General features: G+C 59.6%; 25 protein-coding genes. 15 read left to right on the top strand and 10 right to left on the bottom strand.

Features of this window, described 5'->3' with window-relative positions; all coding sequences use genetic code 11:
- Positions 1-137: 137 nt before the first annotated feature.
- The 3 genes from FOT55_RS18190 (at position 138) to FOT55_RS18200 (ending at position 2,662) form a co-directional block, all read left to right on the top strand.
- The gene (locus FOT55_RS18190) at positions 138-1,529 is read left to right on the top strand and encodes an amino acid permease (RefSeq protein ID WP_025302967.1); all 1,392 of its coding nucleotides are present in this window, start codon (positions 138-140) and stop codon (positions 1,527-1,529) included.
- A gap of 218 nt (positions 1,530-1,747) precedes the next feature.
- Positions 1,748-2,233 carry a hypothetical protein gene (locus FOT55_RS18195; protein WP_060433148.1) on the top strand — a complete coding sequence of 162 codons (486 nt, stop codon included), beginning with the start codon at positions 1,748-1,750 and terminating at the stop codon, positions 2,231-2,233.
- A gap of 33 nt (positions 2,234-2,266) precedes the next feature.
- A complete protein-coding gene (locus FOT55_RS18200; protein WP_025302969.1) occupies positions 2,267-2,662 on the top strand; it encodes a pyridoxamine 5'-phosphate oxidase family protein in 396 nt (131 codons plus the stop codon).
- 99 nt (positions 2,663-2,761) lie between these two features.
- Here the strand turns inward: FOT55_RS18200 and FOT55_RS18205 are convergent, their stop codons facing one another.
- The gene (locus FOT55_RS18205; RefSeq protein WP_049295707.1) at positions 2,762-3,172 is read right to left on the bottom strand and encodes a hypothetical protein; all 411 of its coding nucleotides are present in this window, start codon (positions 3,170-3,172) and stop codon (positions 2,762-2,764) included.
- Between the two features lie 184 nt (positions 3,173-3,356).
- On the opposite strand from FOT55_RS18205, the gene folM reads away from it, so the two are divergent.
- The 4 genes from folM to FOT55_RS18225 all read left to right on the top strand — a co-directional run bounded on the left by folM (position 3,357) and on the right by FOT55_RS18225 (position 7,716).
- Positions 3,357-4,079, top strand: coding sequence for a dihydromonapterin reductase (gene folM / locus FOT55_RS18210; protein ID WP_025302971.1), 723 nt, complete (start codon positions 3,357-3,359; stop codon positions 4,077-4,079).
- A gap of 75 nt (positions 4,080-4,154) precedes the next feature.
- Positions 4,155-4,880, top strand: a complete 726-nt coding sequence (gene rstA, locus FOT55_RS18215; RefSeq protein ID WP_004938307.1) for a two-component system response regulator RstA — start codon at positions 4,155-4,157, stop codon at positions 4,878-4,880.
- Positions 4,877-6,181, top strand: coding sequence for a two-component system sensor histidine kinase RstB (gene rstB / locus FOT55_RS18220; protein ID WP_043143616.1), 1,305 nt, complete (start codon positions 4,877-4,879; stop codon positions 6,179-6,181). Before rstA ends, rstB begins: the two co-directional genes overlap by 4 nt.
- Positions 6,182-6,216: 35 nt before the next feature.
- A complete protein-coding gene (locus FOT55_RS18225; RefSeq protein ID WP_025302973.1) occupies positions 6,217-7,716 on the top strand; it encodes a carboxypeptidase M32 in 1,500 nt (499 codons plus the stop codon).
- A gap of 166 nt (positions 7,717-7,882) precedes the next feature.
- On the opposite strand, the gene FOT55_RS18230 is transcribed toward FOT55_RS18225, so the two are convergent.
- Complete coding sequence (locus tag FOT55_RS18230; protein WP_043143620.1) at positions 7,883-8,788, bottom strand: alpha/beta fold hydrolase; 906 nt, start codon at positions 8,786-8,788, stop codon at positions 7,883-7,885.
- A 185-nt stretch (positions 8,789-8,973) separates the two neighbouring features.
- On the opposite strand from FOT55_RS18230, the gene asr reads away from it, so the two are divergent.
- From asr to FOT55_RS18240, 3 genes are all read left to right on the top strand, one after another.
- Positions 8,974-9,249: an acid resistance repetitive basic protein Asr gene (gene asr, locus FOT55_RS18235; RefSeq protein WP_025302975.1), complete on the top strand. Its 276-nt coding sequence runs from the start codon at positions 8,974-8,976 to the stop codon at positions 9,247-9,249.
- A gap of 86 nt (positions 9,250-9,335) precedes the next feature.
- Positions 9,336-9,416: a small membrane protein YdgU gene (gene ydgU, locus FOT55_RS25765; protein ID WP_455677416.1), complete on the top strand. Its 81-nt coding sequence runs from the start codon at positions 9,336-9,338 to the stop codon at positions 9,414-9,416.
- A gap of 127 nt (positions 9,417-9,543) precedes the next feature.
- Positions 9,544-10,356, top strand: a complete 813-nt coding sequence (locus tag FOT55_RS18240; RefSeq protein WP_025302976.1) for a trypsin-like serine peptidase — start codon at positions 9,544-9,546, stop codon at positions 10,354-10,356.
- A 98-nt stretch (positions 10,357-10,454) separates the two neighbouring features.
- Here the strand turns inward: FOT55_RS18240 and hrpA are convergent, their stop codons facing one another.
- On the bottom strand, positions 10,455-14,342 hold the full coding sequence (hrpA, locus tag FOT55_RS18245) for an ATP-dependent RNA helicase HrpA (RefSeq protein ID WP_147823853.1): 3,888 nt from the start codon (positions 14,340-14,342) through the stop codon (positions 10,455-10,457).
- 269 nt (positions 14,343-14,611) lie between these two features.
- Between hrpA and azoR the strand changes: the two genes are divergently transcribed.
- Positions 14,612-15,217 carry an FMN-dependent NADH-azoreductase gene (gene azoR / locus FOT55_RS18250; protein ID WP_015377994.1) on the top strand — a complete coding sequence of 202 codons (606 nt, stop codon included), beginning with the start codon at positions 14,612-14,614 and terminating at the stop codon, positions 15,215-15,217.
- Here the strand turns inward: azoR and FOT55_RS25730 are convergent.
- The 5 genes from FOT55_RS25730 to FOT55_RS18275 all read right to left on the bottom strand — a co-directional run bounded on the left by FOT55_RS25730 (position 15,214) and on the right by FOT55_RS18275 (position 19,620).
- A complete protein-coding gene (locus tag FOT55_RS25730; RefSeq protein WP_127145959.1) occupies positions 15,214-15,351 on the bottom strand; it encodes a hypothetical protein in 138 nt (45 codons plus the stop codon). The genes azoR and FOT55_RS25730 overlap by 4 nt on opposite strands.
- Positions 15,336-15,659, bottom strand: a complete 324-nt coding sequence (locus FOT55_RS18260; protein ID WP_025302978.1) for a YdbL family probable chaperone protein — start codon at positions 15,657-15,659, stop codon at positions 15,336-15,338. Before FOT55_RS18260 ends, FOT55_RS25730 begins: the two co-directional genes overlap by 16 nt.
- Positions 15,660-15,667: 8 nt before the next feature.
- Entirely contained in the window at positions 15,668-15,865 is a 198-nt protein-coding gene (locus FOT55_RS18265; protein WP_025302979.1) for a YnbE family lipoprotein, read from the bottom strand.
- A complete protein-coding gene (locus FOT55_RS18270; RefSeq protein ID WP_147823854.1) occupies positions 15,862-18,474 on the bottom strand; it encodes a YdbH family protein in 2,613 nt (870 codons plus the stop codon). Before FOT55_RS18270 ends, FOT55_RS18265 begins: the two co-directional genes overlap by 4 nt.
- Before the next feature lie 324 nt (positions 18,475-18,798).
- Entirely contained in the window at positions 18,799-19,620 is an 822-nt protein-coding gene (locus FOT55_RS18275; RefSeq protein WP_043143653.1) for a LysR family transcriptional regulator, read from the bottom strand.
- Positions 19,621-19,762: 142 nt separating this feature from the next.
- Between FOT55_RS18275 and FOT55_RS18280 the strand changes: the two genes are divergently transcribed.
- The 3 genes from FOT55_RS18280 to hslJ all read left to right on the top strand — a co-directional run bounded on the left by FOT55_RS18280 (position 19,763) and on the right by hslJ (position 21,667).
- Positions 19,763-20,053 carry a putative quinol monooxygenase gene (locus FOT55_RS18280; RefSeq protein WP_025302982.1) on the top strand — a complete coding sequence of 97 codons (291 nt, stop codon included), beginning with the start codon at positions 19,763-19,765 and terminating at the stop codon, positions 20,051-20,053.
- A 142-nt stretch (positions 20,054-20,195) separates the two neighbouring features.
- The gene (locus FOT55_RS18285; RefSeq protein WP_025302983.1) at positions 20,196-21,188 is read left to right on the top strand and encodes a 2-hydroxyacid dehydrogenase; all 993 of its coding nucleotides are present in this window, start codon (positions 20,196-20,198) and stop codon (positions 21,186-21,188) included.
- 50 nt (positions 21,189-21,238) lie between these two features.
- On the top strand, positions 21,239-21,667 hold the full coding sequence (gene hslJ / locus FOT55_RS18290) for a heat shock protein HslJ (protein WP_049205463.1): 429 nt from the start codon (positions 21,239-21,241) through the stop codon (positions 21,665-21,667).
- A 21-nt stretch (positions 21,668-21,688) separates the two neighbouring features.
- Here hslJ and FOT55_RS18295 read toward each other — a convergent pair whose 3' ends face one another.
- Both FOT55_RS18295 and ssmE read right to left on the bottom strand, forming a co-directional pair.
- Positions 21,689-21,943 (bottom strand): DUF333 domain-containing protein, encoded by a 255-nt coding sequence (locus FOT55_RS18295; RefSeq protein WP_015377999.1) that lies wholly within the window; start codon positions 21,941-21,943, stop codon positions 21,689-21,691.
- Positions 21,944-22,442: 499 nt separating this feature from the next.
- Positions 22,443-22,775: a multidrug efflux SMR transporter SsmE gene (gene ssmE, locus FOT55_RS18300; protein WP_025302985.1), complete on the bottom strand. Its 333-nt coding sequence runs from the start codon at positions 22,773-22,775 to the stop codon at positions 22,443-22,445.
- Positions 22,776-23,013: 238 nt separating this feature from the next.
- Here ssmE and nifJ point away from each other — a divergent pair, with 238 nt between their 5' ends.
- Positions 23,014-26,547: a pyruvate:ferredoxin (flavodoxin) oxidoreductase gene (gene nifJ, locus FOT55_RS18305; RefSeq protein WP_060433153.1), complete on the top strand. Its 3,534-nt coding sequence runs from the start codon at positions 23,014-23,016 to the stop codon at positions 26,545-26,547.
- Positions 26,548-26,574: the final 27 nt, after the last annotated feature.

Below are 26,574 nucleotides of genomic sequence, written 5' to 3' on the forward strand. Positions count from 1 at the left end.
ATTGCATCTCTAATCATCCCTCCGTAAAATTTGCGCCAATTTTTAGGGCTATTGTCTATTCGCGCAGTGGTTGTTAACACATTGTTGCCGCCAAGCAGTTCCCTTCCAGTTGTTTATTCTGCGTTCAGGATCCGTCATTGGAAAAAAAACTCGGTCTTACCGCGCTAACCGCTTTGGTGCTCAGCTCGATGCTGGGCGCCGGCGTGTTCAGTCTGCCGCAAAACATGGCGCAGGTCGCCAGCCCCGCCGCGTTGCTGCTGGGTTGGGGGATCACCGGCGTCGGCATTCTGTTTTTGGCGTTCGCCATGCTGTTGCTTACGCGTCTGCGCCCGGATCTGGACGGCGGCATCTTCACCTACGCCAAAGAAGGATTCGGCGAGCTGATGGGCTTCTGCTCCGCCTGGGGTTACTGGCTGTGCGCCGTGATCGCCAACGTCTCGTATCTGGTGATCGTGTTTGCGGCGCTGAGTATTTTTACCGATCGCGGCGGCAACGTGATTCTCGGTGACGGCAATACCTGGCAGGCGCTGATCGCCGAATCCGCCCTGCTGTGGATCGTGCACGCGTTGGTACTGCGCGGCGTGCAAACTGCCGCCAGCATTAACCTGGCGGCCACCCTCGCCAAGCTGCTGCCATTGGGGATGTTCGCCGTTTTGGCGGCGATCGCCTTCAAAATGGACGTGTTCACGCTGGATTTCAAAGGTATCGCCCTCGGCAAGCCGGTGTGGGAACAGGTCAAGGACACCATGCTGATCACCCTGTGGGTGTTTATCGGCGTGGAAGGCGCCGTGGTGGTTTCTGCTCGCGCCCGCAATAAGAAAGACGTGGGCCGCGCCACCATGCTGGCAGTGCTGTCGGCGCTGGCGGTGTACCTGATGGTCACCTTGCTGTCGCTGGGCGTGGTGCCACGCAGCGAACTGGCCGACATGCGCAATCCGTCGATGGCGGTGCTGATGGTGGAACTGATTGGCCCGTGGGGAGACGTGATCATCGCCGCCGGTCTTATCATCTCCGTGTGCGGCGCCTACCTCAGCTGGACCATCATGGCGGCGGAAGTGCCGCTGCTGGCCGCACAGCACGGCGCGTTTCCGCGCGTGTTCGGCAAGCAGAACCGCCATCACGCCCCAGCGTCTTCGCTGTGGCTGACCAACATCGCGGTGCAGCTGGCGCTGGTGCTGATCTGGCTGACCGGTAGCAACTACAACTCGCTGTTGACCATCGCGTCGGAAATGATCCTGGTGCCTTACTTCCTGGTCGGCGCATTTCTGTTCAAGGTGGCTTACCGCCGCCGCGACAAACGCCTGATCTTCGCCGCCACCGGCGCCTGCGTCTATGGTTTATGGCTGCTGTACGCTTCCGGCCTGATGCACCTGCTGATGTCGGTGCTGCTGTATGCGCCGGGCCTGTTGGTGTTCATGTACGCCCGCCGCGGCCATCAGGATATCAATCTGCTGAATCGCCTGGAAAAAGGCAGTATCTTACTGCTGTTGGTGGCCACGCTGCCCGCCGGCTGGTTTATGCTGCACTAAAGTGCCCCGTCAATGCGGCTGCCCGTCAGCCGCATTTTGCTTCCTCTTTTCCCTGCTACCACGCTCCCCCCCTTTGCACAGTCAGCCATGCGCCACGCTTGCGATCTCAAATGCAATTAATTATCATTATCATTTATTGATTAATGGTAAGACGCGAGTGCCCCCTGGCGAGAGGCGTCAGGCGGCGGATGAAGACAGGCTAAAATGGAAGGCATTTCATGGCTGAGAAACTGCTGCACGCATTACCTTTGTTTGCCGCCTGGGAGGCGCTGATCGCCGAGGGCAACACGGCGTTTAATCAGCGGCACGATCGCCAGGCGATGACCAGCTATCAACAGGCGCTGGAGGGGGCTCAGGCGATCATCGCCGAGAAGCCTTGGCTGAATGCGGACTATACCGCCAGATTTGAAGCGCTGAATATTTTCGAGTCTGCCCTTGCCGCGCTGATCGTCACGTTCAACAACATCACCCATCTGCGCCTGCGGCAGAAGCCTCTGCGCGGCGTCGAGCTGCATGTTCATCGGGCCCGAGTCGCTATCGAGCAACTCTTGGCCGATTCGTCGCTGTGCGAACAGATGCAGCAGATCGCTGAGCGGCACCTGCTGCGCTTCAGGATTGAAACCCTGCACTTACTGCGCGAGCACCGTCTGCCGGAAACCAGCATCTGCGCGCCCGCTACCCACCATTCCGCCACCGTGCATTAACAGTGACACATCAACCTGAGGGGTAATCTGCCCATGAATGAATTGAATGACGAGATGAAGAAGATGCTGGCTAAACAGCTGCCAGTGCAGGCAACCAGCAGCCCGAGCGGCGTGCCCGATATCGGCCCCAAGCGTTCTCTGCGCCTCTATGATGACCGTACACTGATTTACAACGAAAATACCGGTGGCCAAACGCTGCAAAACATCAAGGAAGGCTCGAAAATGGCCGTTGTGGTCATCGACCGCGAGGCACTGGACGGCTACCGCTTCGTTGGTACACCCGAACTGTTTCTGACGGGCAAACCGTTTGACGAGGCGCTGGCATTTGCAGAAAAAAACGGGATGAATCCGCCGAAATACGCGGTGTTAATACATATAGACAGTATTTACACCCTGCGTTCCGGTCCCAATGCCGGGACCCGACTTTAGACAGCACGCGTCACGCGGCGTGAAATTTCACGTTCATGGTTAGGCGATCGCAGCAGGTCAATTGCCTAACCATGAACGGGCGGCCGGGTTGATTCCCGGTCAGCTTTTAGGGGGAATGGTGACGGTCATTCGCTCACCCACCAGGGTGATCGCAATGCCTTCCGCGCACTCTTTTTGAATGGCCGCCAGCTGTTGCGCCTCCAGCGCATAGGGCAGCTGAATATCAAATACCGTCAGGCCCTGCTGCTGCGCCAGGTCAATCAGGCGCACGATATTGGTTTCATCGCTAACCTGCGTTGACACCACCTGCAGCGCCAGCTCTTTCAACTGCTCTTTGCGCGTTTGTGACGTGGTCACGCGCGATTTCAACACCATGCCGAAGATCGGCATCACACCATAAATAGCATCAACAAAGCGCCAGTGCTTCCTGCACGATGCGGACAGAAAATCCATGTAGTCAAAACAGATTTTCTCACTGCGCGCGATGGATGCAAGGTGATTGCTGTTCATCCCCTCATTCCTCTCATGGCCAGTGTTAACCCGTGGTCTTTCAAGCCGCCGCCGGACGGCAACCTGAAATGCATTGGGGATCTTACATCCAGAAATGGATAATCATGCGAAGCTTTAACGACTTTCCGCCGTATGATGGCATAATTCCCCTATTGTTTGCCAGTCTGTCCAGGAGCTTTAATCAATGGAACACCCCAACTCTGCCCCGGTGCTGATTACCGGCGGCGCGCGGCGCATAGGGCTGGCGCTCGCCAGAGCGTTTCTCCAGCGCGGCGTTCCGGTCATTATCGCCTATCGCAGCGAATATCCGGCGATGGCCGAGTTGCAGGCCTTGGGCGCCCGCTGCATTCAGGGCGACTTTGCCACACATGAAGGTATCTACCGTTTCGCCGACCAGGTGCGGCAAGTGGCGCCCAAGCTGCGCGCGATGATCCACAACGCCAGCGCCTGGCAGGCCGAGTCACCGGAGGTGCCGCCGGAACAGGTAATGGCAGCAATGCTGCAAATTCACGTTTACACGCCCTATTTGCTCAACCAGCTGCTCGAATCCTGTCTGACCGGCCAGGGCCAGGCTGGCGCCGACATTATCCATCTCACCGACTACGTGGTGGAAAAAGGCAGCGACAAGCATATCGCCTACGCCGCCAGCAAGGCTGCGCTGGACAATATGACTCGTTCGTTTGCCCGCAAGCTGGCGCCGGAGGTCAAGGTCAACGCCATCGCGCCGGCGCTGATCATCTTCAATCCGGGCGACGACGAAGCCTATCGCCAGCAGGCGCTGGCGAAATCGCTGATGAAGGTCGCGCCCGGCGAAAGTGAAGTGGTCAATCTGGTGAACTACCTGCTGGAAAGCCGCTACGTCACCGGCCGCACCCACGGCGTCGACGGCGGCCGGCCGCTGCGCTGACGCCAAGATCCGCATGGCGCAACGTCGCGGGCCGCGCTATGCTCAAATCCGCTTTTTATATTAAAACACGGGCATATGCATAAAATTGTTTTTGTGGAAGACGATCCTGAAGTCGGCAAACTGATCGCCGCCTATCTGGGCAAACATGACATCGAGGTGCTGATCGAACCGCGTGGCGACAGCGCGCAGGCGCGCATCGAGCGCGAGCAACCCGATTTGGTGCTGCTGGACATCATGCTGCCCGGCAAAGACGGCATGACGCTGTGCCGCGATCTGCGCCCTACCTTCCCCGGCCCGATCGTGCTGCTCACTTCGCTCGACAGTGACATGAACCATATCCTGTCGCTGGAGATGGGCGCCAACGACTATATCCTGAAAACCACGCCACCGGCGGTGTTGCTGGCGCGCCTGCGTTTGCACCTGCGCCAACACAGCCAACAGCCGAAAGAAGAGTCGGTTCAGCCGCTCACCCAGCATAACGCGCTGCATTTCGGGCTGCTGTGCATCGATCCGGTCAACCGTCAGGTTACGCTGGGCGAAGAAACCATCACCCTGTCCACCTCGGATTTCGATCTGCTGTGGGAGCTGGCGACCCACGCCGGGCAGATCATGGATCGCGAGGCGTTGTTGCAAAACCTGCGCGGCGTGAGCTACGACGGTATGGATCGCAGCATCGACGTGGCGATCTCCCGCCTGCGTCGTAAGCTGTACGACAATGCGCTGGAGCCTTTCCGTATCAAGACGGTGCGCAACAAGGGCTATCTGTTCGCCCCTAACGCCTGGGCTTCGGTGCAACAATGAGAAAACTTTTCGTCCAGTTCTTCCTGCTGCTGTTCGTCTGTTTTCTGGTGATGGCGATGCTGGTCGGCCTGGTGTACAAGGTGACCGCCGAGCGCGCAGGCCGCCAGTCGATGGACGATTTGATGAAAAGCTCGCTGTACCTGATGCGCAGCGAGCTGCGCGAAATCCCGCTGAAGGACTGGAACAAGACTATCGCCACGCTGGATCTCAATCTGTCGTTCAAGCTTCATATCGAACCGCTCGGCAAACAGGAACTGAGCGAGGATCTGAAAAAGCGGCTGCGGCTGGGTGAAATCATCGCCCTCGACGATCAGTACACCTTTATGCAGCGCATTCCGCGCAGCCACTATGTGTTGGTGGTCGGCCCCATTCCTTATCTGTTCTATCTGCACCAGATGCGCCTGCTGGATCTGGTGTTGCTGGTGTTTATCGGCATGTCGCTGGCGCTGCCGGTGTTTCTGTGGATGCGGCCGCACTGGCAAGACCTGCTCAAACTGGAAAACGCCGCCCAGCGGCTCGGTGCCGGGCATCTGGATGAACGCACCCACTTCGATCCCACTTCCAGCCTGAGCCGGCTCGGCGTGGCGTTCAACCAGATGGCCGACAACGTCAACACCCTGATCGCCAGCAAGAAACAGCTGATCGACGGCATCGCGCACGAGCTGCGCACGCCGCTGGTGCGCCTGCGCTATCGGCTCGAGATGAGCGATAACCTGTCCGAAGGCGAACAGCAGGCGCTGAACCGCGATATCGGCCAGTTGGAGTCGCTGATCGACGAGCTGCTGACCTATGCCCGCCTGGACCGGCCGCAGGTTGCGCTAAACATTGAACCCATCGATCTGCCAAAGTGGCTGGAGGACAAGGTCGACGATATCCGTCTTATTCATCAGGAACGCGACATCCAGCTCGATATCCCGCACGTCGGCGACTTTGGCGGCGTCGATCTGCGCCTGATGGAACGCGTGCTCGATAACCTGGTCAATAACGCGCTGCGCTATTCCGAGCAGCGTCTGCGCGTGGGTCTGTGGTTCGACGGCGACCTCGCCTGTTTGCAGGTCGAAGATGACGGGCCGGGTATCCCGCCGGAAGAGCGCGAGCGGGTATTCGAGCCTTTCGTTCGCCTCGATCCCAGCCGCGATCGCGCCACCGGCGGCTGCGGACTGGGGCTGGCCATCGTCCATTCCATCGCCGTCGCCTACCAGGGACAGGTGTTCGTCGAGAGCAGTTCGCTCGGCGGCGCCAGTTTCCGTTTCTGTTGGCCGGTGAAGCCGACATTCAGTTTAAAAGCCGATCTGGCGTAATACCGCCGGACCCTTCTCATTGGAGTCGAATAATAATGACATCTGCACATTCCAACACGTCTGCTTACGATCACCTGCGCGCGCTTTTTAGCCGTCTGTCGCGTTTCGGCCACCTGTCCGCCATCGCCGGTTGGGACATGCAAACCATGATGCCGCCGGGCGGCAGCAAGGCGCGCTCCGAAGCACTGGCCGAGCTGAGCGTGCTGCAGCACCAGCTTTTAACAGCGGAAAGCACCGGCGCGCTGTTGGATCGCGCGCAGCAAGAGACGCTGGACGAGATCGACCGCGCCAACCTGCGCGAAATGCGCCGCCAGTATGAAGACGCGGTGCTGCTACCGGCGTCGCTGGTCGAAGCCAAATCGCTCGCCGGCGCGCGCTGCGAACACGCCTGGCGCGCCCAGCGCCCGGCCAACGACTGGGACGGCTTCGCCGAGAACCTGCGCGAAGTGGTCAAACTCAGCCGGGAAGAGGCGCAGATCCGTGCGCAGGCGGCCGGCACCAGCCGTTACGACGCCCTGCTCAATCTGTATGAACCGGGCATGCGCAGCAGCGATCTCGACCGCATCTTCGGCGATCTGAAAACCTGGCTGCCGGATCTGCTGCAGCGCGTGGTGGCCAAACAGGCTAATGAGCCCTGCCAGGCGCCACAAGGCCCGTTCAATGTGGACACCCAGCGTCAGCTGAGCCTGAGCGTCATGAAACTGCTCGGTTTCAACTTCGACAACGGCCGTGTCGACGTCAGCGCCCACCCGTTCTGCGGCGGCGTGCCGGAAGATGTACGCATCACCACGCGCTACAACGAGAAAGAGTTTTTGACCGCGCTGCTCGGTATCGTGCACGAAACCGGCCACGCCCGTTACGAACAGAACCTGCCGCGCGATCTGCTCGGCCAGCCGGTCGCCCTGGCCCGCTCTACCGCCATCCACGAATCGCAGAGCCTGCTGTTCGAAATGCAGCTGGCGCGCGGCAATGAATTCCTGAAAATCTTGCGTCCGCTGGTCACCGCGCAATTTGGCGAACAGCCGGCGCTGGAAGAAGCCAACTTCATTCGCCTCAACCAGCGCGTTAAACCGGGCCTGATCCGCGTCGACGCCGACGAGGTGAGCTATCCTGCCCACGTCATCCTGCGCTACGAAATTGAAAAAGCGTTGATCGAAGGCGAGGTCGAAGTGGAAGACATTCCGGCATTGTGGAATGAAAAGATGCACGCTTACCTCGGCCTCGACACCATCGGCAACTATCGCAACGGCTGCATGCAGGATATCCACTGGACAGACGGCGCGTTCGGCTACTTCCCGACTTACACCCTCGGCGCGATGTACGCCGCGCAGCTGTTCCACAGCGTGCGCCAGGCCCTGCCTTCGCTGAGCGAGGATATCGCCGCCGGCAATCTGCAGCCGCTGTTCCACTGGCTGCAGCACAACATCTGGCGCCACGGCAGCCGTTTCCCAACCGAGACGCTGATCGCCAACGCGACCGGTGAAGCGCTCAACCCACGCTACTTCCGTCAGCATTTGGAAAACCGCTACCTGTAATCTCTCCTGGCGCGGCCCTGCCGCGCCCTTTTTTCCCCTGGTTGACCTGACACTGTTCCATAGTCCACTTTCCTGCGGGTAACGCCTTGGCTACAGAGTGGCGGGTGGCCACCCACCATTAGTATGTTGTAACTAAAAAAGCAAAAATACCGAACCAACCGGCCTCTCATCCCAATGCATGGCGGGCGATCATCGCCGCCAGCTGCGGCCTCAACGGTGCGGGCAGGTCATGCCCCATGCCCGGCATAATATGCAGCTTGGCGTTGGCGACCGCACGGGCGATCGCCACCCCGCCGGCCTTGCGCACCAGCCGATCGCGATCGCCGTGAATCACCAGCGTCGGCGCGGCGATGCGCCGGCTGTAACGCCGCAGATCGCCGCTGCCGAGCAACGCGGAAAGTTGCCGCTGCATGCCTGCCGGATCCACACCCCGCTTCAGCAACCGCGTCACCAGGGCATCCAGCTCCGCCTCCTCCGGTGGATAAGTCGCGGTGCCAAGCGCGCGCAGAAAGGCCTTCATCCCTTCCTGGCGCTGCTGCAGCGTCATATCGGCGGCAGGCCGGCGCACCAGCAACCACAGCAGCGAAGGCGCCGGCGGCGGCAACAGCGGCTGATTGGTGCTGGAAAACAAGATGCATAACGAGGCGACGCGCTGCGGGTATTCGGCGGCCAGCACCTGGGCGATCATCCCCCCCATCGAAGCGCCCAGTACGTGAGCCTGCGGAATGCGTAAATGATCGAGCAGATGCGCCGCGTCCGTTGCCATGTCCGCCAGGGTATAAGGCACCGGCGTTTGCCAGCCAAGCTGGGCGCGCAACATCAGCAGCCACAATGGCTGTGAGCGTTGTGCCTGCGTTTTTCCTGAAAGGCCGACGTCGCGGTTGTCATAACGGATCACCCGAAACCCCATGGACACCAGGGCGCGGCAGAAGTCGTCAGGCCACAACAGGAGCTGCGCGCCGATGCCCATGATGAGCAACAACGGCGGGTGCGTCTCATCGCCCCAGTCCTCATAGGCCAGCGGCACCTCGCCCTGTTCAGTCACGCCACAACGAATCGTTATCTCGTTCATTTTAAATCCCTTTTTCCTTGTCTGGCGGTCATTATAGCAGCAATCCCCCTCGCCACCGCCGCCCTGTACATTAGGTTACATGCCGAAACCAATCACTCACGGAAAGCCGGACGCCGTTTGCCTACTATCATCTCAACGGCCCCGCAGTGGGGTTGGTACCCAAAAGTCATGTTGAGGATTCTGCGATGAAAAAAGTATTAGCTCTGGTTGTTGCCGCTGCAATGGGTCTGTCTTCCGTGGCTTTCGCTGCCGAGGCTGCCACCACCGCACCTGCGGCTACCGCAACCACCGCCACCGCTGCGCCGGCTAAAGCTCAGGTGAAACACCACGGCAAGAAAGCCCCGGTTCAGAAAGCTCAGGCGGCCAAAAAGCATCACAAAAAAGCCGGCAAGAAAGCCCCGGCGCAAAAAGCCCAGGCGGCTAAAAAGCACCACAAGAAAGCCAGCCACAAAAAAGCGTAATGTCGTGAGGGTCCCCTCACCGTTTCAGGCTTGACGTGTACGACACCCGGTTCACCGGGTGTTTTTTCATCGGGGGGTTCTCATTGATGCTGCGCCGCTACCTGTTCGAGATCGTTCTGACCGCCCTGATCCTTTGCGGACTGATCGCCGTCTTTTTTTACCTGTAGCCTGCCGCATCGCCGGCGGGAAATTATTGAAAAATCAATTATTGCCCATCCACATGGCTGCTAAATCAGTCTATAGTTAGCATTCAGTGTGTTTATGGATGATCCGTATTTGTCAGGCAAGAGATCTATGCGCATATCCGTTTTACTGTTGCTGTGTTCACTCCCGCTCATCGCTTCTCAGGCGGCACGCGCAGACGGCCCGTCCAAGGCCGAGCAAACGCGTCTGTTTTTCGGCAAAGATGAACGAATCAAGGTTACGGATACCGCCGCCAAGCCGTGGCAGGCCATCGGCCAGGTCGAAACAGCCAGCGGCAATCTGTGTACCGCCACGCTGATCTCCCCACACCTGGCGTTGACCGCCGGCCACTGCGTGCTGGCACCGCCGGGGCAATTGGATAAAGCCATCGCTCTGCGCTTCGTGGCGGGTGATAAGTCGTGGCAGTATCAAACCGACAATATCGAGACCCTGGTCGACAGCAAACTGGGCAAAAAGCTGAAGCCGGACGGTGATGGCTGGATCGTCCCGCCCGCCGCGGCCGCTTATGACTTTGCGCTGATCCGTCTGAAAGACAAAAAACCGCTGCCGATCGCACCCTTGCCGCTGTGGCAAGGCGACAGCAAGGCGCTGACTCAGGCCCTGAAACAGGCCAAACGGCTGATAACTCAAGCGGGCTACCCGGAGGATCATCTGGATGACCTCTACAGCCACCAAAACTGCAAGGTCACCGGCTGGGCCCAGCAAAGCGTACTGTCGCACCAGTGCGATACTCTGCCCGGCGACAGCGGTTCGCCGCTGCTGTTGAAAACCGCCGACGGCTGGCAACTGATCGCCATCCAAAGCTCGGCACCGGCGGCGAAAGATCGCTATCGCGCCGATAACCGTGCCCTGGCGGTGCCCGGTATCCGCGAAGCGCTGGACGCGCTGGCGGCAGGCAACTAACCCTCTCTCAACGGCGCATTATGCGCCGTTGCTGTTGCTCTGCTCTGCGAATTTCAACTTGCGCTGCGCCGGCCGCTTGCCGGCCGGTGCGGCTGAGCTTAGCTCGAAAGCTGCTCGATAGTTTGCAGAATGCGCTTATCGGAGATCGGGTAAGGCGTGCCCAACTGTTGCGCGAACAGGCTGACGCGCAGCTCTTCTATCATCCAGCGCACCGCTTTTACTTCTTCCTCCTGCTGTCGCTTCGGCGGCAGCTTGTTCAGCCACTGCTGCCAGGCCTGCTGCACCTGCTCCACCCGCAACATCTGCGCGCGGTCGCGGTGCGGATCGATAGCCAATTTTTCCAATCGGCGCTCGATCGCCTGCAGGTAACGCAGCGTATCCGGCAGGCGTTTCCACCCGTTGCCGGTCACGAAGCCGCGGTAGACCAGCCCGCCGAGCTGGGTCTTGATGTCCGACAGCGCCAGCGCCAACGACATGTCCACCCGGCCCTTCAGCCGTTTGTTGATGTTGAAGACCGCCGTCAGGATCTGCTCAACCTGCTTGGCCACCTCAACGACCGTGTCGTTCAGCTCGGCGCGGATCTGCTCCTGCAACCGTGCAAAGTCTTCCTCTTGCCAGACCGGGCCGCCGTGTTCGGCGATCAGCTTGTCAATGCCGCACGAAATGCAATCGTCGATCAGCTCCAGCACCTTGCCGTACGGGTTGAAATAGAGCCCCAGCTTGGCCTTGTTCGGCAGCTTTTCATGCAGGTATTTGATCGGCGAAGGAATATTCAGTAGCAGCAGGCGGCGCGTGCCCTGCCACATCGCCTGTTGCTGCTCGCTTTCGCTGTCGAACAGGCGGATCGCCACGCTGTCCTTTTCATCCACCAGCGCCGGGTAAGCCTTCATCGAATAGCCGCCGCGCTTCTGCTCGTAAAACGCCGGCAGTTGGCCAAAGCTCCAGACATGCAGATTGCTCTGCTCCAGCCCGTCGTCGGCCACCGCCGACAGCGTTTCCTGCACCTTCTCTTTCAGCTGCAGGCGCAACGCGGCCAGGTCTTTGCCTTCGCGCAGCGTCTGGTTTTTCTCGCCCACCACGCGGAAGGTCATCTTCAGATGATCGGGCACCTGATCCCACTGCCAGTCATCACGTGACACGGTCACGCCGGTCATGCGCCGCAGCTCGCGCTCCAGTGCGTCCAGCAGCGGCAATTCCAGCGCCGTTACGCGGCCAAGGAACGCCTCGGCGTAGTTCGGTGCCGGCACGAAGTTGCGACGTACCGGCTTCGGCAGCGACTTGATCAGCGCAATCACCAGCTCGCGGCGGATGCCGGGGATCTGCCATTCAAAGCCCTGCTCCTCCACCTGATTGAGGATTGGCAGCGGAATGTGCACCGTCACCCCGTCGGCGTCGGTGCCCGGTTCGAACTGGTAGCTCAGCCGCAGCTTGAGGTTGCCCTGATGCCAGAAGTTCGGGTAGTCGAGCGCGCTGATCTTGTTGGCGCCGTCCTTGATCAGCATCTCTTTTTCGAAGTTCAGCAAATCCGGCTGCTGTTTGGCCGCGCTCTTCCACCAGCTGTCGAAATGACGGCCGGACACCACGTCGTTGGGGATGCGGCGATCGTAGAAGCCGAACAGCATTTCGTCATCCACCAGAATGTCGCGGCGGCGCGATTTATGCTCCAGTTCTTCCACCTCGGCGCGCAGCTTTTGGTTTTCGCGGAAGAAGGCGTGGCGCGTCTGCCAGTCTCCCTCTACCAGCGCATGGCGGATAAACAGCTCACGGCACAGCAGCGGATCGATGGCGCCGTAGTTGACCTGGCGCGCCGCAACGATCGGCAGACCAAACAGCGTGACCTTTTCGCTGGCCATCACCGCCCCCTGCGACTTCGACCAGTGCGGTTCGCTGTAGCTGTGTTTCACCAAGTGCTGAGCCAGCGGCTCGATCCATTCCGGTTCGATGCGCGCGGCGATGCGCCCCCACAGGCGGCTGGTTTCCACCAGTTCGGCCACCATGGTCCACTTCGGTGGCTTTTTGAACAGGCCGGAGCCGGGGAAGATCGAGAAGCGGGCGTTGCGCGCGCCGGTAAATTCCTGTTTGTCCGCATCTTTCTGGCCAATGTGCGACAGCAGGCCGGTCAGCAGCGCGGTGTGGACGCTGCGGTAGTCGGAAGGCGTGCTGTTGATCGGCAGCCCCAGTTCTTTCACCACCTGGCGCAGTTGGGTATAGATATCCTGCCACTCGCGCACCCGCAGGTAGTTGAGAAAATCGTTGCGGCACAGCCGGCGGAACTGACTGGAAGAGTTCGCCTTTTGCTGCTCCTGCAGATAATCCCACAGGTTGACGAACGCCAGGAAGTCCGAGTCTTTGTCGGCAAAACGGCGGTGTTTTTCATCCGAGGCCTGCTGCTTATCCATTGGGCGCTCGCGCGGATCCTGAATCGACAGCGCGGCGGTAATGATCATCACCTCGCGCACGCTGCCGCTCTTCTGCGCTTCCAACACCATGCGCGCCAGACGCGGGTCGATCGGCAACTGCGCCAGCTGCCGGCCCTGCGGCGTCAGCTGATAGTGGCCGTTATCGGCGGTGGTGATCGCCCCCAGCTCTTCCAGCAGGCGCACGCCATCCTGAATGTTGCGCTTGTCCGGCGCCTCGACAAACGGAAACGCGGCGATGTCGCCCAGCCCCAGCGAGGTCATCTGCAGAATGACCGACGCCAGGTTGGTGCGCAGAATTTCCGGATCGGTAAACGCCGGCCGCGAGAGGAAATCCTGTTCAGAGTACAGACGGATGCACACGCCCTCCGACACGCGGCCACAGCGCCCTTTACGCTGGTTGGCGGAGGCCTGCGACACCGGCTCGATCGGCAGGCGCTGCACCTTGGTGCGGAAGCTGTAGCGGCTGATGCGCGCGGTGCCCGGATCGATGACGTATTTGATGCCCGGCACCGTCAGCGAGGTTTCCGCCACGTTGGTGGCCAGCACGATGCGGCGGCCGTGGTGCGACTGGAAAACCCGGTTCTGCTCGCTGTTCGATAGGCGCGCATACAGCGGCAGCACCTCGGTGTGCGGCAAATTGAGGCGGTTCAAAGCGTCGGCGGTATCGCGGATCTCGCGCTCGCCGCTCATGAAGATCAGAATGTCACCCGGCCCTTCGCGCCCAAGCTCGTCCACCGCATCGAAAATCGCCTGCAACTGGTCGCGGTCGGTATCATCGCCGTCGTCCACCACCGGGCGGTAACGCACCTCCACCGGGTAAGTGCGGCCGGAAACCTCGATGATCGGCGCATTGTTGAAGTGGCGCGAGAAACGCTGCGGATCGATGGTCGCCGAGGTGATGATCACCTTGAGATCCGGGCGCTTCGGCAGCAGTTCGCGCAGGTAGCCGAGAATAAAGTCGATATTCAGGCTGCGCTCGTGCGCTTCATCGATGATCAACGTGTCGTACTGCATCAGCAGGCGATCCTGCTGAATCTCCGCCAGCAAGATACCGTCAGTCATCAGCTTGACCAGGGTGTTTTCCCCCACCTGATCGTTGAAGCGCACCTTGTAGCCCACGCTGCCGCCGAGCGGGGTTTCCAGCTCGTCGGCGATGCGGTTGGCGACGGTGCGCGCCGCCAGGCGGCGCGGCTGGGTATGGCCGATCAGCCCTTTCACCCCACGCCCCAGCTCCAGACAGATCTTCGGCAACTGGGTTGTTTTTCCCGAGCCGGTCTCCCCGGCGACGATCACCACCTGGTGGTCGCGGACAGCGTTTAAGATGTCCTGCTTTTTTTGGCTGACCGGCAGGCTTTCCGGATAGGTAATGCGCGGGCAAGACGCGGCGCGCGCCTGCACTTTTTGCCGCGCCGTCGCGATGTCGCTTTCCACGTCGGCGGCGACCGCCAGCTGGGCATCGGGATTTTTGATTTTTCGTGCGCCCTGCAGGCGACGACGCAGGCGTTGTTGATCGCGGAGCATCAGCTCGCCCAGTTGGGCCGGCAGTGCCTCGAGCGGAGATTTCACGTTCGGTGTTCCTTGTTTCTTCGCCGCCAAGGCCAGGCTTGGCAACGGTTTAATGTTTTTTTAACGATTTTTTTGCTTTAGCCGCACAGCCTATCACAAACGGCTTTCTCCCCCTACTTCCGCGAGTAAAGCGTCGCCATGTCATTCAATAAAATTGAACGGAGATCTCGAAATATTGCGCTATCACTGTTGGGGGAATGTGAATAGCATGTACTTCATGCAAGGGACGCTGAGTCCTGATGTCACTGTCACAACGTAAGGAATTATCGATGAGCAACGTATTGGTTCTGAAATCAAGCATCCTGGCGACCTACTCTCAGTCTAACCAACTGGCCGATTTCTTCGTAGAGCAATGGAGCAACGCCCACAGCGGCGACACCATCACCGTGCGCGATCTGGCCGCACAGCCAATCCCGGTGCTGGACGGTGAACTGGTCGGCGCGCTGCGTCCTTCCGATGCTCCGTTGACTCCACGTCAACAAGAAGCGCTGGCCCTGTCGGACGAGCTGATCGCCGAGCTGCAGGCCAATGACGTCATCGTGATTGCCGCACCGATGTACAACTTCAACATTCCGACCCAGCTGAAAAACTATTTCGACCTGGTTGCCCGCGCCGGCGTGACCTTCCGTTACACCGAAAACGGTCCGGAAGGCCTGGTAAAAAACAAACGCGCCGTGATCCTGACCAGCCGCGGCGGCATCCATAAAGGCACCCCGACCGACCTGGTAGAACCTTACCTGCGTCTGTTCCTGGGCTTCATCGGCATCACCGACGTGGAGTTCGTCTTCGCGGAAGGCATCGCCTATGGCCCGGAAGTGGCGACCAAAGCACAGGAAGACGCCAAGGCGGCCCTGTCTCAGGTGGTTGCTGCCTAAGACCCTGCGCAGGGGCGCCGAGCCCCTGCCGGACAAGAGGCAAGTCCTGTCAAACCTGCACTACCCTCATAATAATCATCTATCCGTATCTTTTGGCGCGCCAGACGGCGCGCTTTTTTTATTTCTTCAGCCACTGCCCGTTGATGCCGCGCACATACTCGCCGCTCTGCGCCCGCGTCACCAGCTTCTGCCCGGCCATGCGCGCCACTTCGTCGACGGCGATATGGTTGCCGTTCGCCACTTCCTGATACTTCTCGGCGCGGCCGGCGTTGATGCGTTTCACCAGCGCCAGGGTTTCCGCGTCCTGCTTCACCGGCGCGATGTAGCCGCTCAGGGTTTCACCTACCCGCCCTTGCTGCTTCGCCTCATCCAGCGTCAACGCCATCGCCATGCCACTGAACAACCAGGCGGCGCCGGCCAGCCACAAATAACGTTTTTTCATGTCGGCTCCTAGAACAGACCGCTTTGGGTTTTCAGCAGGTTTTCGACGTCCTTATCCACCTTGATATGAATTTCATGCTCGATCTTGACGTTCATATTGATGGTGATCGGATCCTTCGGCGTCGCCACCTCGATGCGCGGCACGCAGCCGCTCAGCAGCGAAACGCACAGCACCGCTGCCAGCGTCGACACACTCATGATTTTCATTGTTGCTCCCCAGGTTGTGAGAGGGCCTGCTCCAGCCACTCCTGTAAATTGTCGCCGAAGCGCAAACTGCGCCACAGCTGAAACACGTTTTCCTGATGGCGATAGTTCAGGATCACCTCGCGCTTGGCGCTTTTCTGCGGGTTGATACCGTCGATGCGCGCGCTCAGCGTCAACTCGCCCAGGTTGTCGAGATCGACCCGGGCATGCGAACGGTTGATTTCCATGTAGCGCAGCCAGTCGATCGCCGCGCCGGTCGCCAGGTTATTGCTGCCGATGGCGTCGGCCATGTCTTTGTCCAGGCGCAGCGTCAAGGTGCCGGCGTTGGCGATCCAGCCGTTTTGCACCAACCACTTCGGATGGTTCAGGAACAGCGGCAGCTCGCCGTCGACCCGGCCGGACATGGCGAACTGCTTCGGTTTCAGGGCGGTAAACAGCGCGCTGAGATCGACCTTATCCAGCTTCAGTACCGCGGCGTCATGCTGCGGCAACCGCAGCGCCGACAGGCTGATATGCCCGTTGAGCATGTCCACGCCGACGTTGCTCAACGTCAGCGGCTGCCCTTCGCTATAAGGATAGGTGCCCTGCAGATCGGCGGAAATGTTCTGCATCTCGAACAGGTTGGTGAAAGACTTGATGCGCAGCGATACCGGCTGTTTAGCTCCCAATTGCCAGTGATGCTGCTTGAAACGGTACGACAGGATGAAATCCAGGCCGCTCATTTCGCCGTCTTTCAGCCACATGCCGCCGTTTTTCACCACCCAGTGGCCACCGGCCTCGAACCCTTGTTCACGGGCGGCGGAAAACGCCGACTGCGCGTAAAACTCGCCGTCGCGCAGCGTGAGATTGAGATCCGGTGCCAACAGCGGTTGGAAGACCTTCAGCGACTGTTTCGGCCACCAGCCTTCGCCGCGCAGACGTTCGCCATCCCAACGGCCGCGCAGCGCGATCGGCCCGATCTGTTGCGCCTGCAGCTTGCCCTGCATCTGGAAACTGTCCGGCGAACGGCCGTTCACCTGCAGCGCCAGCACCGGCGCCGGCAGATAGCCACCGTCGCTGAAGCTGACCTTATCCGCCGCCAGCTGGAATTCGCCGTTGAACTGCGGGCTTTGTTCATCACGCTGCCAGCGCAGCGGCTGGTTGAGGCTCAAGCGCGGCGCGGCGACCGTCACCAGACCGTACTTCAATTTGTCGAAACCGGTGGAGAGCTTGTCGAGCACCAGCTCGCTGTCCTGCCAACGACCGCTGCCGGCGACGTCCCAGGCGGCCTGCAGCGGCGGCAACCGGCCGTTGCCCCAGTAACGCCACTGCCAGTCGCCCTTGTCCGGCCAGAAATCCTGCGCCTGGCCGTCCAGGTGGAGCTTGAAACGCCCCCAATAACTGTCGCTGGCGCTCAAAATCGCCTGCAGGCGGCCGGTGATGCCGGCGGCGGTCACCTTCACGCCGGCCAGCGGTAGACGCGCCTCTTCCAGCGTCATTTCCGGCGTCACTTTACCCCACAGACGCAGCAGCGAACCTGGCTGCAGAACCAGCGTCGGGTTAAGAATGCTGCCGCCGATCACGCCCGGGATCGACGCGGTGGTGGAGAAATCGGCCAGATTGGCCTGCCCGGTCAGTTGGAAGCGCAGATCGCTGTCGGTCAACCCCACCTTGCCCGGCCCGAGGGTGAGCACCGCATTACCCTTGCCGTTGTGGCCGGCGGTGATCACGTTCAGCCGCGCGCTGATCTCCGTTTCATCCAATCCCTTGCTCCAGTCGTGCAGCGCGATGCTGAGGCCGCCGTTCAACGGCTGTCCGCTGTAGGGCCAACGCCACTCGCCCTGCTTGATGCTGACCCGCTGCGGGGTCACTTCCCACGGCAGCACCGCCAGCGGCCGATCGTCGCCTTTCTCGCTCACCGTCAACACGCCCTGCTGCTGTTGCCAGCGCATATCCAGCAAAACCGGTTTTTCCAGATAGGCCGTCTGCATTTCACCCTGCAACGCGCCCTGCTTCGGCAGGCTGGCCAGATCCAGCGGGAGAGTTATCTTACCGGCGAGGTGCAGCGGTTGCGCGCTGTTGGGCGGGACGACGGTCAGACTCTGCAACGTCAGCTGCTGTTTTTCATCCAGCCGCGCCTCGGCGCTGAGATTCGGTCCCCGATAATGCAGACGTTGCCCGTCGGGGCCGGAGGAAATCTGCAGCTTGCCGGCATAGCGCTGCCAGGGAATAAGCGTCAGATCATTAATGGTGAGATCCAGCGCCGGCAGTTGCCGCTGCAATTGATCGAGCGCGAGCGGCGCGCTGTTGGCGTCGCCGCCCGGCAGTTTTGACAAACAGGCGCTATCGACGCTGACCTTATCGCTCGACAGCTGCCAGCGGCCTTGGCGGTAAGCCAGCCGCGTCGGACCGACGTTGGCCAGCAGGCAATCTTGCGCGGTGAAACGTGCCCCCGGCAACGCCAGGCCGCCTTGGCGCCAATGCAACTTGCCCTGTAACTCAAGTCGGCTTCCCGCCGGCAACCAATGCGATAACACCCCCGGCAGCCAGCGCGGCAAAGTTTGCCATAACGCCAGCACCAGAATTGCACAGCCCGCCACGGTCCCTATGAATACTTTCAATCGCCTGGTCATTAAATGATTGCTTCGTTCCTGAGTTAGGCATTGGTTAAGTCTATGCCTGAATTGACAATAATGATGGCACGAATTTGACATAGGGTGAAGCTGAGCGGGGTCGCAAAGGCGATTTGCACCTTTTTAGCGCAAACGTGTGCGAAGTTGTAGATTTTCGTTACATATACATCACATAAATAGGACGGTTTTCAGACTTTTGTTATTGTCGTTACCGTTGATGATTAATAGTCTTGCAACCATTCTAATAAAAGTTTAGCTGCTAGCTAACTGTGTACTAGAGAAGCCATTCCCCACACCCCCGTGGGGATTTTTTTGCCGCTAATTTCAAATCACGGCCTCAATAAAAGCCTGTACTATGCGGCTGTCGCTCGCTTTACGCCAGATAGCATAAATATCGCTGCGCATTTCATTCCCGCACTCGGTATACGCAACCTCCCGCTGTCGCGCCAGGCTCTCAGGGACAAACGCATACCCCAACCCCGCGCTTACGCAGGCGAATATCACGTCATAGCATTCCACCTCCAGCAGCGCGGCGGGGATCACTTGCTGCTTTTGCAGCCAGGCGTCCACCAGATGGCGATAGTGGCATTGACGCGAATAAACATAGAGATCGCTTTTTGCCAACAACGCTGGCTGATACGCCCCGCCAATGAAGACCAAACGCTCCTGAAAAGCACGCCGGCTCTGCAGCTGCGGATGTTCTATCGGCCCATCTGAAAACACCACGTCCAGAGTTCCTTTTTGCAATTGAAACTCCAGATCCAGCGAATAGCCCTGCACCACACTCAACTGAACGCGGCGGTTCTGCGCACGGTAATGCGCCAACTTTTGCGGCAGATGATGACTCAAGGCGATATCCAGCGCGCCAAGCTTCAGTTCACCCTGCACCGGATCCTGTTCAAGCTGCGCTCGCGCCCGCTCTTCGATAGCCAAAAAGCGCTTGGCTTTATGGTAAAGCGCCCGACCTTCCGGTGTGAGCGACAGTCGATTGCGCTCACGATCAAATAGCGTAACGCCACACGCCATTTCCAACTCTTTTAATTTCTTGGTCACGTTAGAGGGCACGCAAAACAGCCTCTCAGCCGCTGCCGTGAGACTCTCTGACTCAACCACCATGCAAAAGGTCACCAACTGAGCACGTTTCAACATCACAAACCTTCACCAAAAACGAATATGATCGGGACTTTATTTCACTTTTAGTCAACCATCAAGTCCGTAGAATCCTCGCAGTCAGCACATTGCTGCCACCTGGAAATTCCAGTTTCATTATCGACTGAGGAAATAAACCATGATCACGCTCAATGTCTTTTTTCAGGTCAATCCGGCCAAACGCCCCGCGTTTCTCAGCCTGCTCAACACCATGGTGCAGGAATCCAATAAAGAAACCGGCTGCTCTTTTTACCAGCTTTGGCAATGCCAGAACGATGAAAACAGCTACGCGCTGATCGAAAACTGGGACGATAAGGCGGCGCTTTCGGCACACCAGAAAACCCCGCATTGGGTCGCCTTTAACGATGCCGTCAACGGGTACTTGACCCATGACTACGATGAGCATCATTACACGGAAATCGCTCGCTAACATCGCGTGAACCGGCCCAATGCGGGCCGGTTTCATCCTCCTGGTTGACCGAACAAACCCCACGCTGGCCAAACCGCTAACCAATTGTCGAATTTACTAAAATCTGTTAAATTGATCACAAAATCACGGTGGAGAAACCACGATGAAATTGGCGATATACAGTACCAAACAGTATGACCGTAAATATCTCGAACTGGTGAATCAGCAGTTTGGCTATGAGCTGGAATTCTTCGACTTTTTACTCAGCAAAAAAACCGCCAAAACGGCCGCCGGTTGCAAGGCGGTGTGTATCTTCGTCAACGACGACGGCAGCCGTGAAGTGCTCGAAGAACTGGCGGCACTGGGCGTAGAGATCCTCGCCCTGCGCTGCGCCGGTTTTAATAACGTCGATCTGGACGCCGCCAAAGAACTGGGCATCAAGGTGGTGCGCGTGCCGGCCTACTCGCCGGAGGCCGTGGCAGAACACGCGGTAGGCATGATGATGTGCCTGAACCGCCGTATTCACCGCGCTTATCAACGCACTCGCGACGCCAACTTCTCGCTGGAAGGGCTGATCGGTTTTAACATGCACAACCGCACCGCCGGCGTGATCGGCACCGGTAAAATCGGCGTGGCGACGATGCGCATTTTGAAAGGCTTCGGCATGAAGCTGCTGGCCTACGATCCGTTCCCGAGCGAACAGGCGCTGGCGCTGGGCGCGGAGTATGTCGACCTGAAAACGCTGTACGCGCAATCCGACGTGATTACCCTGCACTGCCCGTTGACGCCGGAAAACCACCATCTGCTGAATGCCGACGCCTTCGCGATGATGAAAAACGGCGTAATGGTGATCAACACCAGCCGCGGCGCGCTGATCGACTCTACCGCCGCCATCGACGCGTTGAAGCAGCAAAAAATCGGCGCGCTCGGGATGGACGTCTACGAGAACGAACGCGATCTGTTCTTTGAAGACAAGTCTAACGACGTGATTCAGGATGACGTGTTCCGCCGCCTGTCGGCCTGCCACAACGTGCTGTTCACCGGCCATCAGGCTTTCCTGACCGAAGAGGCGCTGACCAGCATTTCGCAAACCACGCTGCAGAACATCAGCCTGTTGGATCGCGGCGAAGCCTGCCCGAACCAGCTGAACGCCTGAGCGTAACTTCGGGGCGCCCTTGCGGCGCCCTGTTTATTTGAGAGAACGCAATGAGAAAAACCACGGTGGCCGCCCTTGCGACGCTGGTCCTAGGGGGATGCAGCATGAAACCACAGTCTACCGTCACACCCGGCGATCTGTTGCATCACAACTTCGTGTTGCAGAGCGTAGATGGTGAAGCGGCACAATCACGAACGGATGGCGGCCTGCTCAATTTGGAATTTGGCGAGAACCTGCATGTCTCCGGCGCGATGTGCAACCGCTTCTTCGGCCAGGGGCAGTTACGCGACGGCGTGCTGACGGTAAAACCGTTGGCCTCGACGCGCAAGCTGTGCCCTGATGAGCAGCGCAACCGCTGGGATCGGGTGATCGGCACCGTGCTCGAAAACGGCGCCGACGTGATGCTGAACGCGCAGCAACTGACGCTCAACGGCAGCGGCCACACGCTGGTTTATACCCTGCGCGACTGGGTGTATTGATCCGGGCCTGTCGCTGCGGGCTTACCCGGCGCAGCTGCCCAGGCCCAGCGTGCGTTCTTCGCACTGCTTGCCATTCGGCATTTGGCACATGCGCAGCGCTTCACCGTTCAGGTTATGCGCGATGGTAGTAACGCCACCGACCGCCGCGCAACCGGCGCTGGTCTGCAACGTATTGATTCTGGCACTGTTGCCCTGCTGTACTGGCTCTTCGTTATTGCTGCTGCAGGCGGCTAAAAGCAGCACGGCGCTGGCAAGCAACCATTTTGATGTCGTCATTATCCCACTCCTGAACCCGGAACTGCGCTGTGTAAAATCGCCATTGCTGATAACGCGCGTCACTTAGCGGACACGTTTCGCTATCTTTGATGCAAACTTGTTTAATCTAGCTCGATATATAAATAATGAAAATATATTCCAGCCATTATTTGTCATTTTTTTGCACCGGCCGGACATTTATTTTGTTTGCAGAATATTTCCGCCCCGGCGCGATACGCCAAACGTGACAGCGCCACCCTGTGCCTGGCCCCGGCCGCACGCAGAAAGTGATAACGTCACCGCTGCTGAAGAAGAGATTTCTCCCGCGATATCGGTATTCATTATCTTCACGTGCTTTCAGTGAGACGACGCATTTTTTGCTACCGGAGAGGACGATATTTACGTCTATGCTGGCGGCGCTAAGTAATTAGCATTCCACTATTTTCAGTGAATGATGGCTGAATTCTTCAACCGGCGCGACTTGCTGTCACGCCGGCCTTTTTTCACATTAAAATAACACTCAGTGCACCGAGGCTTTAGACAGTAAATTAATCACCAGCACGCCGGCAATAATTAATCCCATGCCGACAATCGCTGGCCAATCCAATTTTTGCTGGTAAACGAATACCGCGGCGATCGACACCAGCACGATGCCCATACCCGACCAAATCGCATACACGATGCCCAGCGGCATGCTCTTGACCACCATCGACAGCCCCCAAAAGGCCACGCCGTAACCCAGCACCACCAGCAGCGACGGCCACAGGCGGGTAAAGCCCTCGGAGGCTTTCAACATGGTGGTGGCGATCACTTCCGCGACTATCGCCATCGTCAAATACATAAATGCGCTCATGATTTTCTTCTGTCAGTTTGCCGATGCGCAATTATGACGCGCCGGAAATAAATTGTCTTTAAACGGTCAAAACAATTTATTGCCACTGCATCTCATTCGGCGAGGAAATACGCCATTGACGATTTTTCACCCGCCACACAAACGCGATAAAGCCACGTTCAAACCCTCTGTTAGACTTTTTCCCATTACTGCGAAAGTGTGCTTTCGCGGCTTTGTGAGCAATGAAAAGGTAATGTCGATGATAACTACAGATGGTAATAACGCAGTCGCTTCCGTGGCCTATCGCACCAACGAAGTGATTGCCATCTACCCTATCACGCCAAGTTCCACCATGGCGGAGCAAGCAGACGCTTGGTCAGGCGATGGCCGGCAAAACATCTGGGGCGATACTCCGCGGGTGGTGGAAATGCAGTCTGAGGGCGGCGCGATCGCCACCGTGCACGGCGCCTTGCAAACCGGCGCACTGTCGACTTCGTTCACTTCATCGCAGGGTCTGCTGCTGATGATCCCGACGCTGTACAAACTGGCCGGAGAGCTGACGCCGTTCGTGCTGCACGTCGCCGCCCGCACCGTAGCCACACACGCGCTGTCGATCTTCGGCGACCATTCGGACGTGATGGCGGTGCGCCAAACCGGCTGCGCCATGCTGTGCGCCAGCAACGTGCAGGAGGCGCAGGACTTCGCGCTGATCTCACAGACCGCCACTCTCAACGCGCGCGTGCCGTTTATCCACTTCTTCGACGGGTTCCGCACCTCGCACGAAATCAACAAGATCGTGCCGCTCAGCGACGATACGCTGCGGCAAATGCTGCCGCAGGCGGCGATCGACGCTCACCGCAGCCGGGCGCTGTCGCCCGATCATCCGGTGGTGCGCGGCACTTCCGCCAACCCGGACACCTATTTCCAGTCGCGCGAAGCCACCAACCCGTGGTATGACGCCACCGGCCAACACGTGATCGACGCCATGGCGGCCTTCGCCGCCCTCACCGGCCGCCACTATCGGCCGTTCGACTACTACGGCCACCCGCAGGCCGAACGCGTGGTGGTGGTGATGGGATCCGCCGCCGGCACCTGCGAAGAGGTGATTGACACCCTGCTGGCCCGCGGCGAGAAAGTCGGCGTGCTGAAAGTCCGGTTGTTCCGGCCGTTCTCCGCCAAATACCTGCTCGGCGCGCTGCCGGACAGCGTGCGCAACGTCGCGGTGCTCGATCGCACCAAAGAACCGGGCGCGCTGGCCGAACCGCTGTATCTGGACGTGATGACCGCGCTGGCGGAGGCCTACAGCCGGGGTGAGCGCGCCACGCTGCCGCGGGTGATCGGCGGCCGTTACGGCCTGTCGTCGAAAGAGTTCGGCCCGGACTGTGCGCTGGCGGTGTTTCGCGAGCTGGCCCAGCCGCAGCCGCGCCCGCGCTTTACCGTCGGCATCTTCGATGATGTCACCGGGCTTTCACTGCCGCTGAGCGACGAAATCCTGCCGCAGCGCGCCTCGCTGGAAGCGCTGTTCTACGGTTTGGGCAGCGACGGTTCGGTCTCGGCCACCAAGAACAACATCAAAATCATCGGCAACGCCACGCCGCTGTATGCGCAGGGCTATTTCGTCTACGACTCCAAAAAGGCCGGCGGCCTGACGGTGTCGCATCTGCGCGTCAGCGAGCAGCCGATCAACTCGGCCTATCTGGTCAGCCAGGCGGATTTCGTCGGCTGCCACCAGCTGCAGTTTATCGATAAGTATCAGATGGTTGAACGTCTCAAACCCGGCGGTACCTTCCTGCTCAATACCCCTTACGGCGCCGACGAGGTCTGGTCACGCTTGCCGCAGGAGGTACAGGCGCTGCTGCATCAACGCCAGGCGCGTTTCTATATCATCAACGCCGCCAAGCTGGCGCGCGAATGCCGGCTCGGCGCGCGCATCAACACCGTAATGCAGATGGCGTTCTTCCACCTGACGCAGATCCTGCCGAGCGACGTGGCGCTGCAACAGCTGCAGGATGCCATCGCGCGCAGCTACAGCAACAAGGGCCAGGAGATCGTCGAGCGCAACTGGCAGGCGCTGGGCGCCACCCGTGGCGCACTGATTGAAATTCCACTGCAGCCGGTCGACGACAGCAGCCCGATGCGCCCACCGGTGGTCTCGGACGCCGCGCCGGACTTCGTCAAAACCGTTACCGCCGCGATGCTGGCCGGGCTGGGCGATGCGCTGCCGGTTTCCGCCTTCCCACCGGACGGCACCTGGCCGGTGGGCACCACCCAGTGGGAAAAGCGCAACATCGCCGAAGAGATCCCGGTCTGGCAGCCCGATCTGTGCACCCAGTGCAACCACTGCGTCGCCGCCTGCCCGCACTCCGCCATTCGCGCCAAAGTGGTTCAGCCGTCGGAGATGGAACACGCCCCCGCTTCCCTGCAGTCTCTGGATGTCAAATCACGCGATATGCGCGGCCAGAAATACGTACTGCAAGTGGCGCCGGAAGATTGCACCGGCTGTAACCTGTGCGTCGAGGTCTGCCCGGCGAAAGATCGCCAGAACCCAGAGATCAAGGCCATCAACATGGCTTCGCGCCTCGATAATCTGACGGCGGAAAAAGACAACTACGACTTCTTCCTGCAGCTGCCGGAAATCGATCCAGCGCAGCTGGAGCGCATCGACATTCGCACCTCGCAGCTGATCACGCCGCTGTTCGAATACTCCGGCGCCTGCTCCGGCTGCGGCGAAACGCCGTACATCAAGCTGCTGACCCAGCTCTATGGCGACCGTTTGCTGATCGCCAACGCCACCGGCTGTTCGTCGATCTACGGCGGCAATCTGCCGACCACGCCGTACACCACCAACGCCGAAGGGCGCGGGCCGGCGTGGGCCAACTCGCTGTTCGAAGACAACGCCGAATTCGGCCTGGGCTTCCGTCTGACGGTCGATCAACATCGCGCACGGGTGCTGCGCCTGCTGAATTCGCTGGCGCCGCAGCTGCCGGAGCAGTTGGTCAATGCCCTGCAGATGGAAGATGTGGCGCCGGAGCCGCGCCGTAAGCAAATCGCCGAATTGCGCACGCTGCTGGCGAGTATTGAAGGTGAAGACGCACGCCAGCTGGCGGCCGACGCCGATTACCTGGTCGATAAATCCATCTGGCTGATCGGCGGGGACGGCTGGGCCTACGACATCGGCTTCGGCGGGTTGGATCACGTCCTCAGCCTGACGGAGAACGTCAACGTGCTGGTGCTCGACACCCAATGCTACTCCAACACCGGCGGCCAGCAGTCGAAAGCCACGCCGCTCGGCGCGGTGACCAAGTTCGGCGAGCACGGCAAGCGCAAGGCGCGCAAGGATCTGGGCGTCAGCATGATGATGTACGGCCATGTCTACGTCGCGCAGATCTCGCTGGGGGCGCAGCTTAACCAAACGGTGAAAGCGATTCAGGAGGCCGAGGCCTATCCGGGCCCGTCGCTGATCATCGCCTACAGCCCGTGCGAAGAACACGGCTACGATCTGGCGCTCAGCCACGATCAGATGAAACAGCTGACCGCCACCGGCTTCTGGCCGCTGTACCGCTTCGATCCGCGCCGCAGCGCCGAGGGCAAGGCCGCGTTAGCGTTGGATTCGCGGCCGCCAAACAGCAACCTGTCGGAAACGCTGCTGAAAGAACAGCGTTTCCGCCGCCTGAACGCGCAGCAGCCGGAGGTGGCCAGCGCGCTGTATCAGGCCGCCGAGAAAGAGCTGAAGGAGAAATACGATTTCCTCAGCCTGCTGGCCGGTAAGGCGGAAAAGTCCGCTGCTGAGTAACCTCCCTCAGGGCGCGAGCGATTCGCG

This window comes from Serratia bockelmannii (assembly GCF_008011855.1).
Taxonomy (GTDB): Bacteria; Pseudomonadota; Gammaproteobacteria; order Enterobacterales; family Enterobacteriaceae; genus Serratia; species Serratia bockelmannii.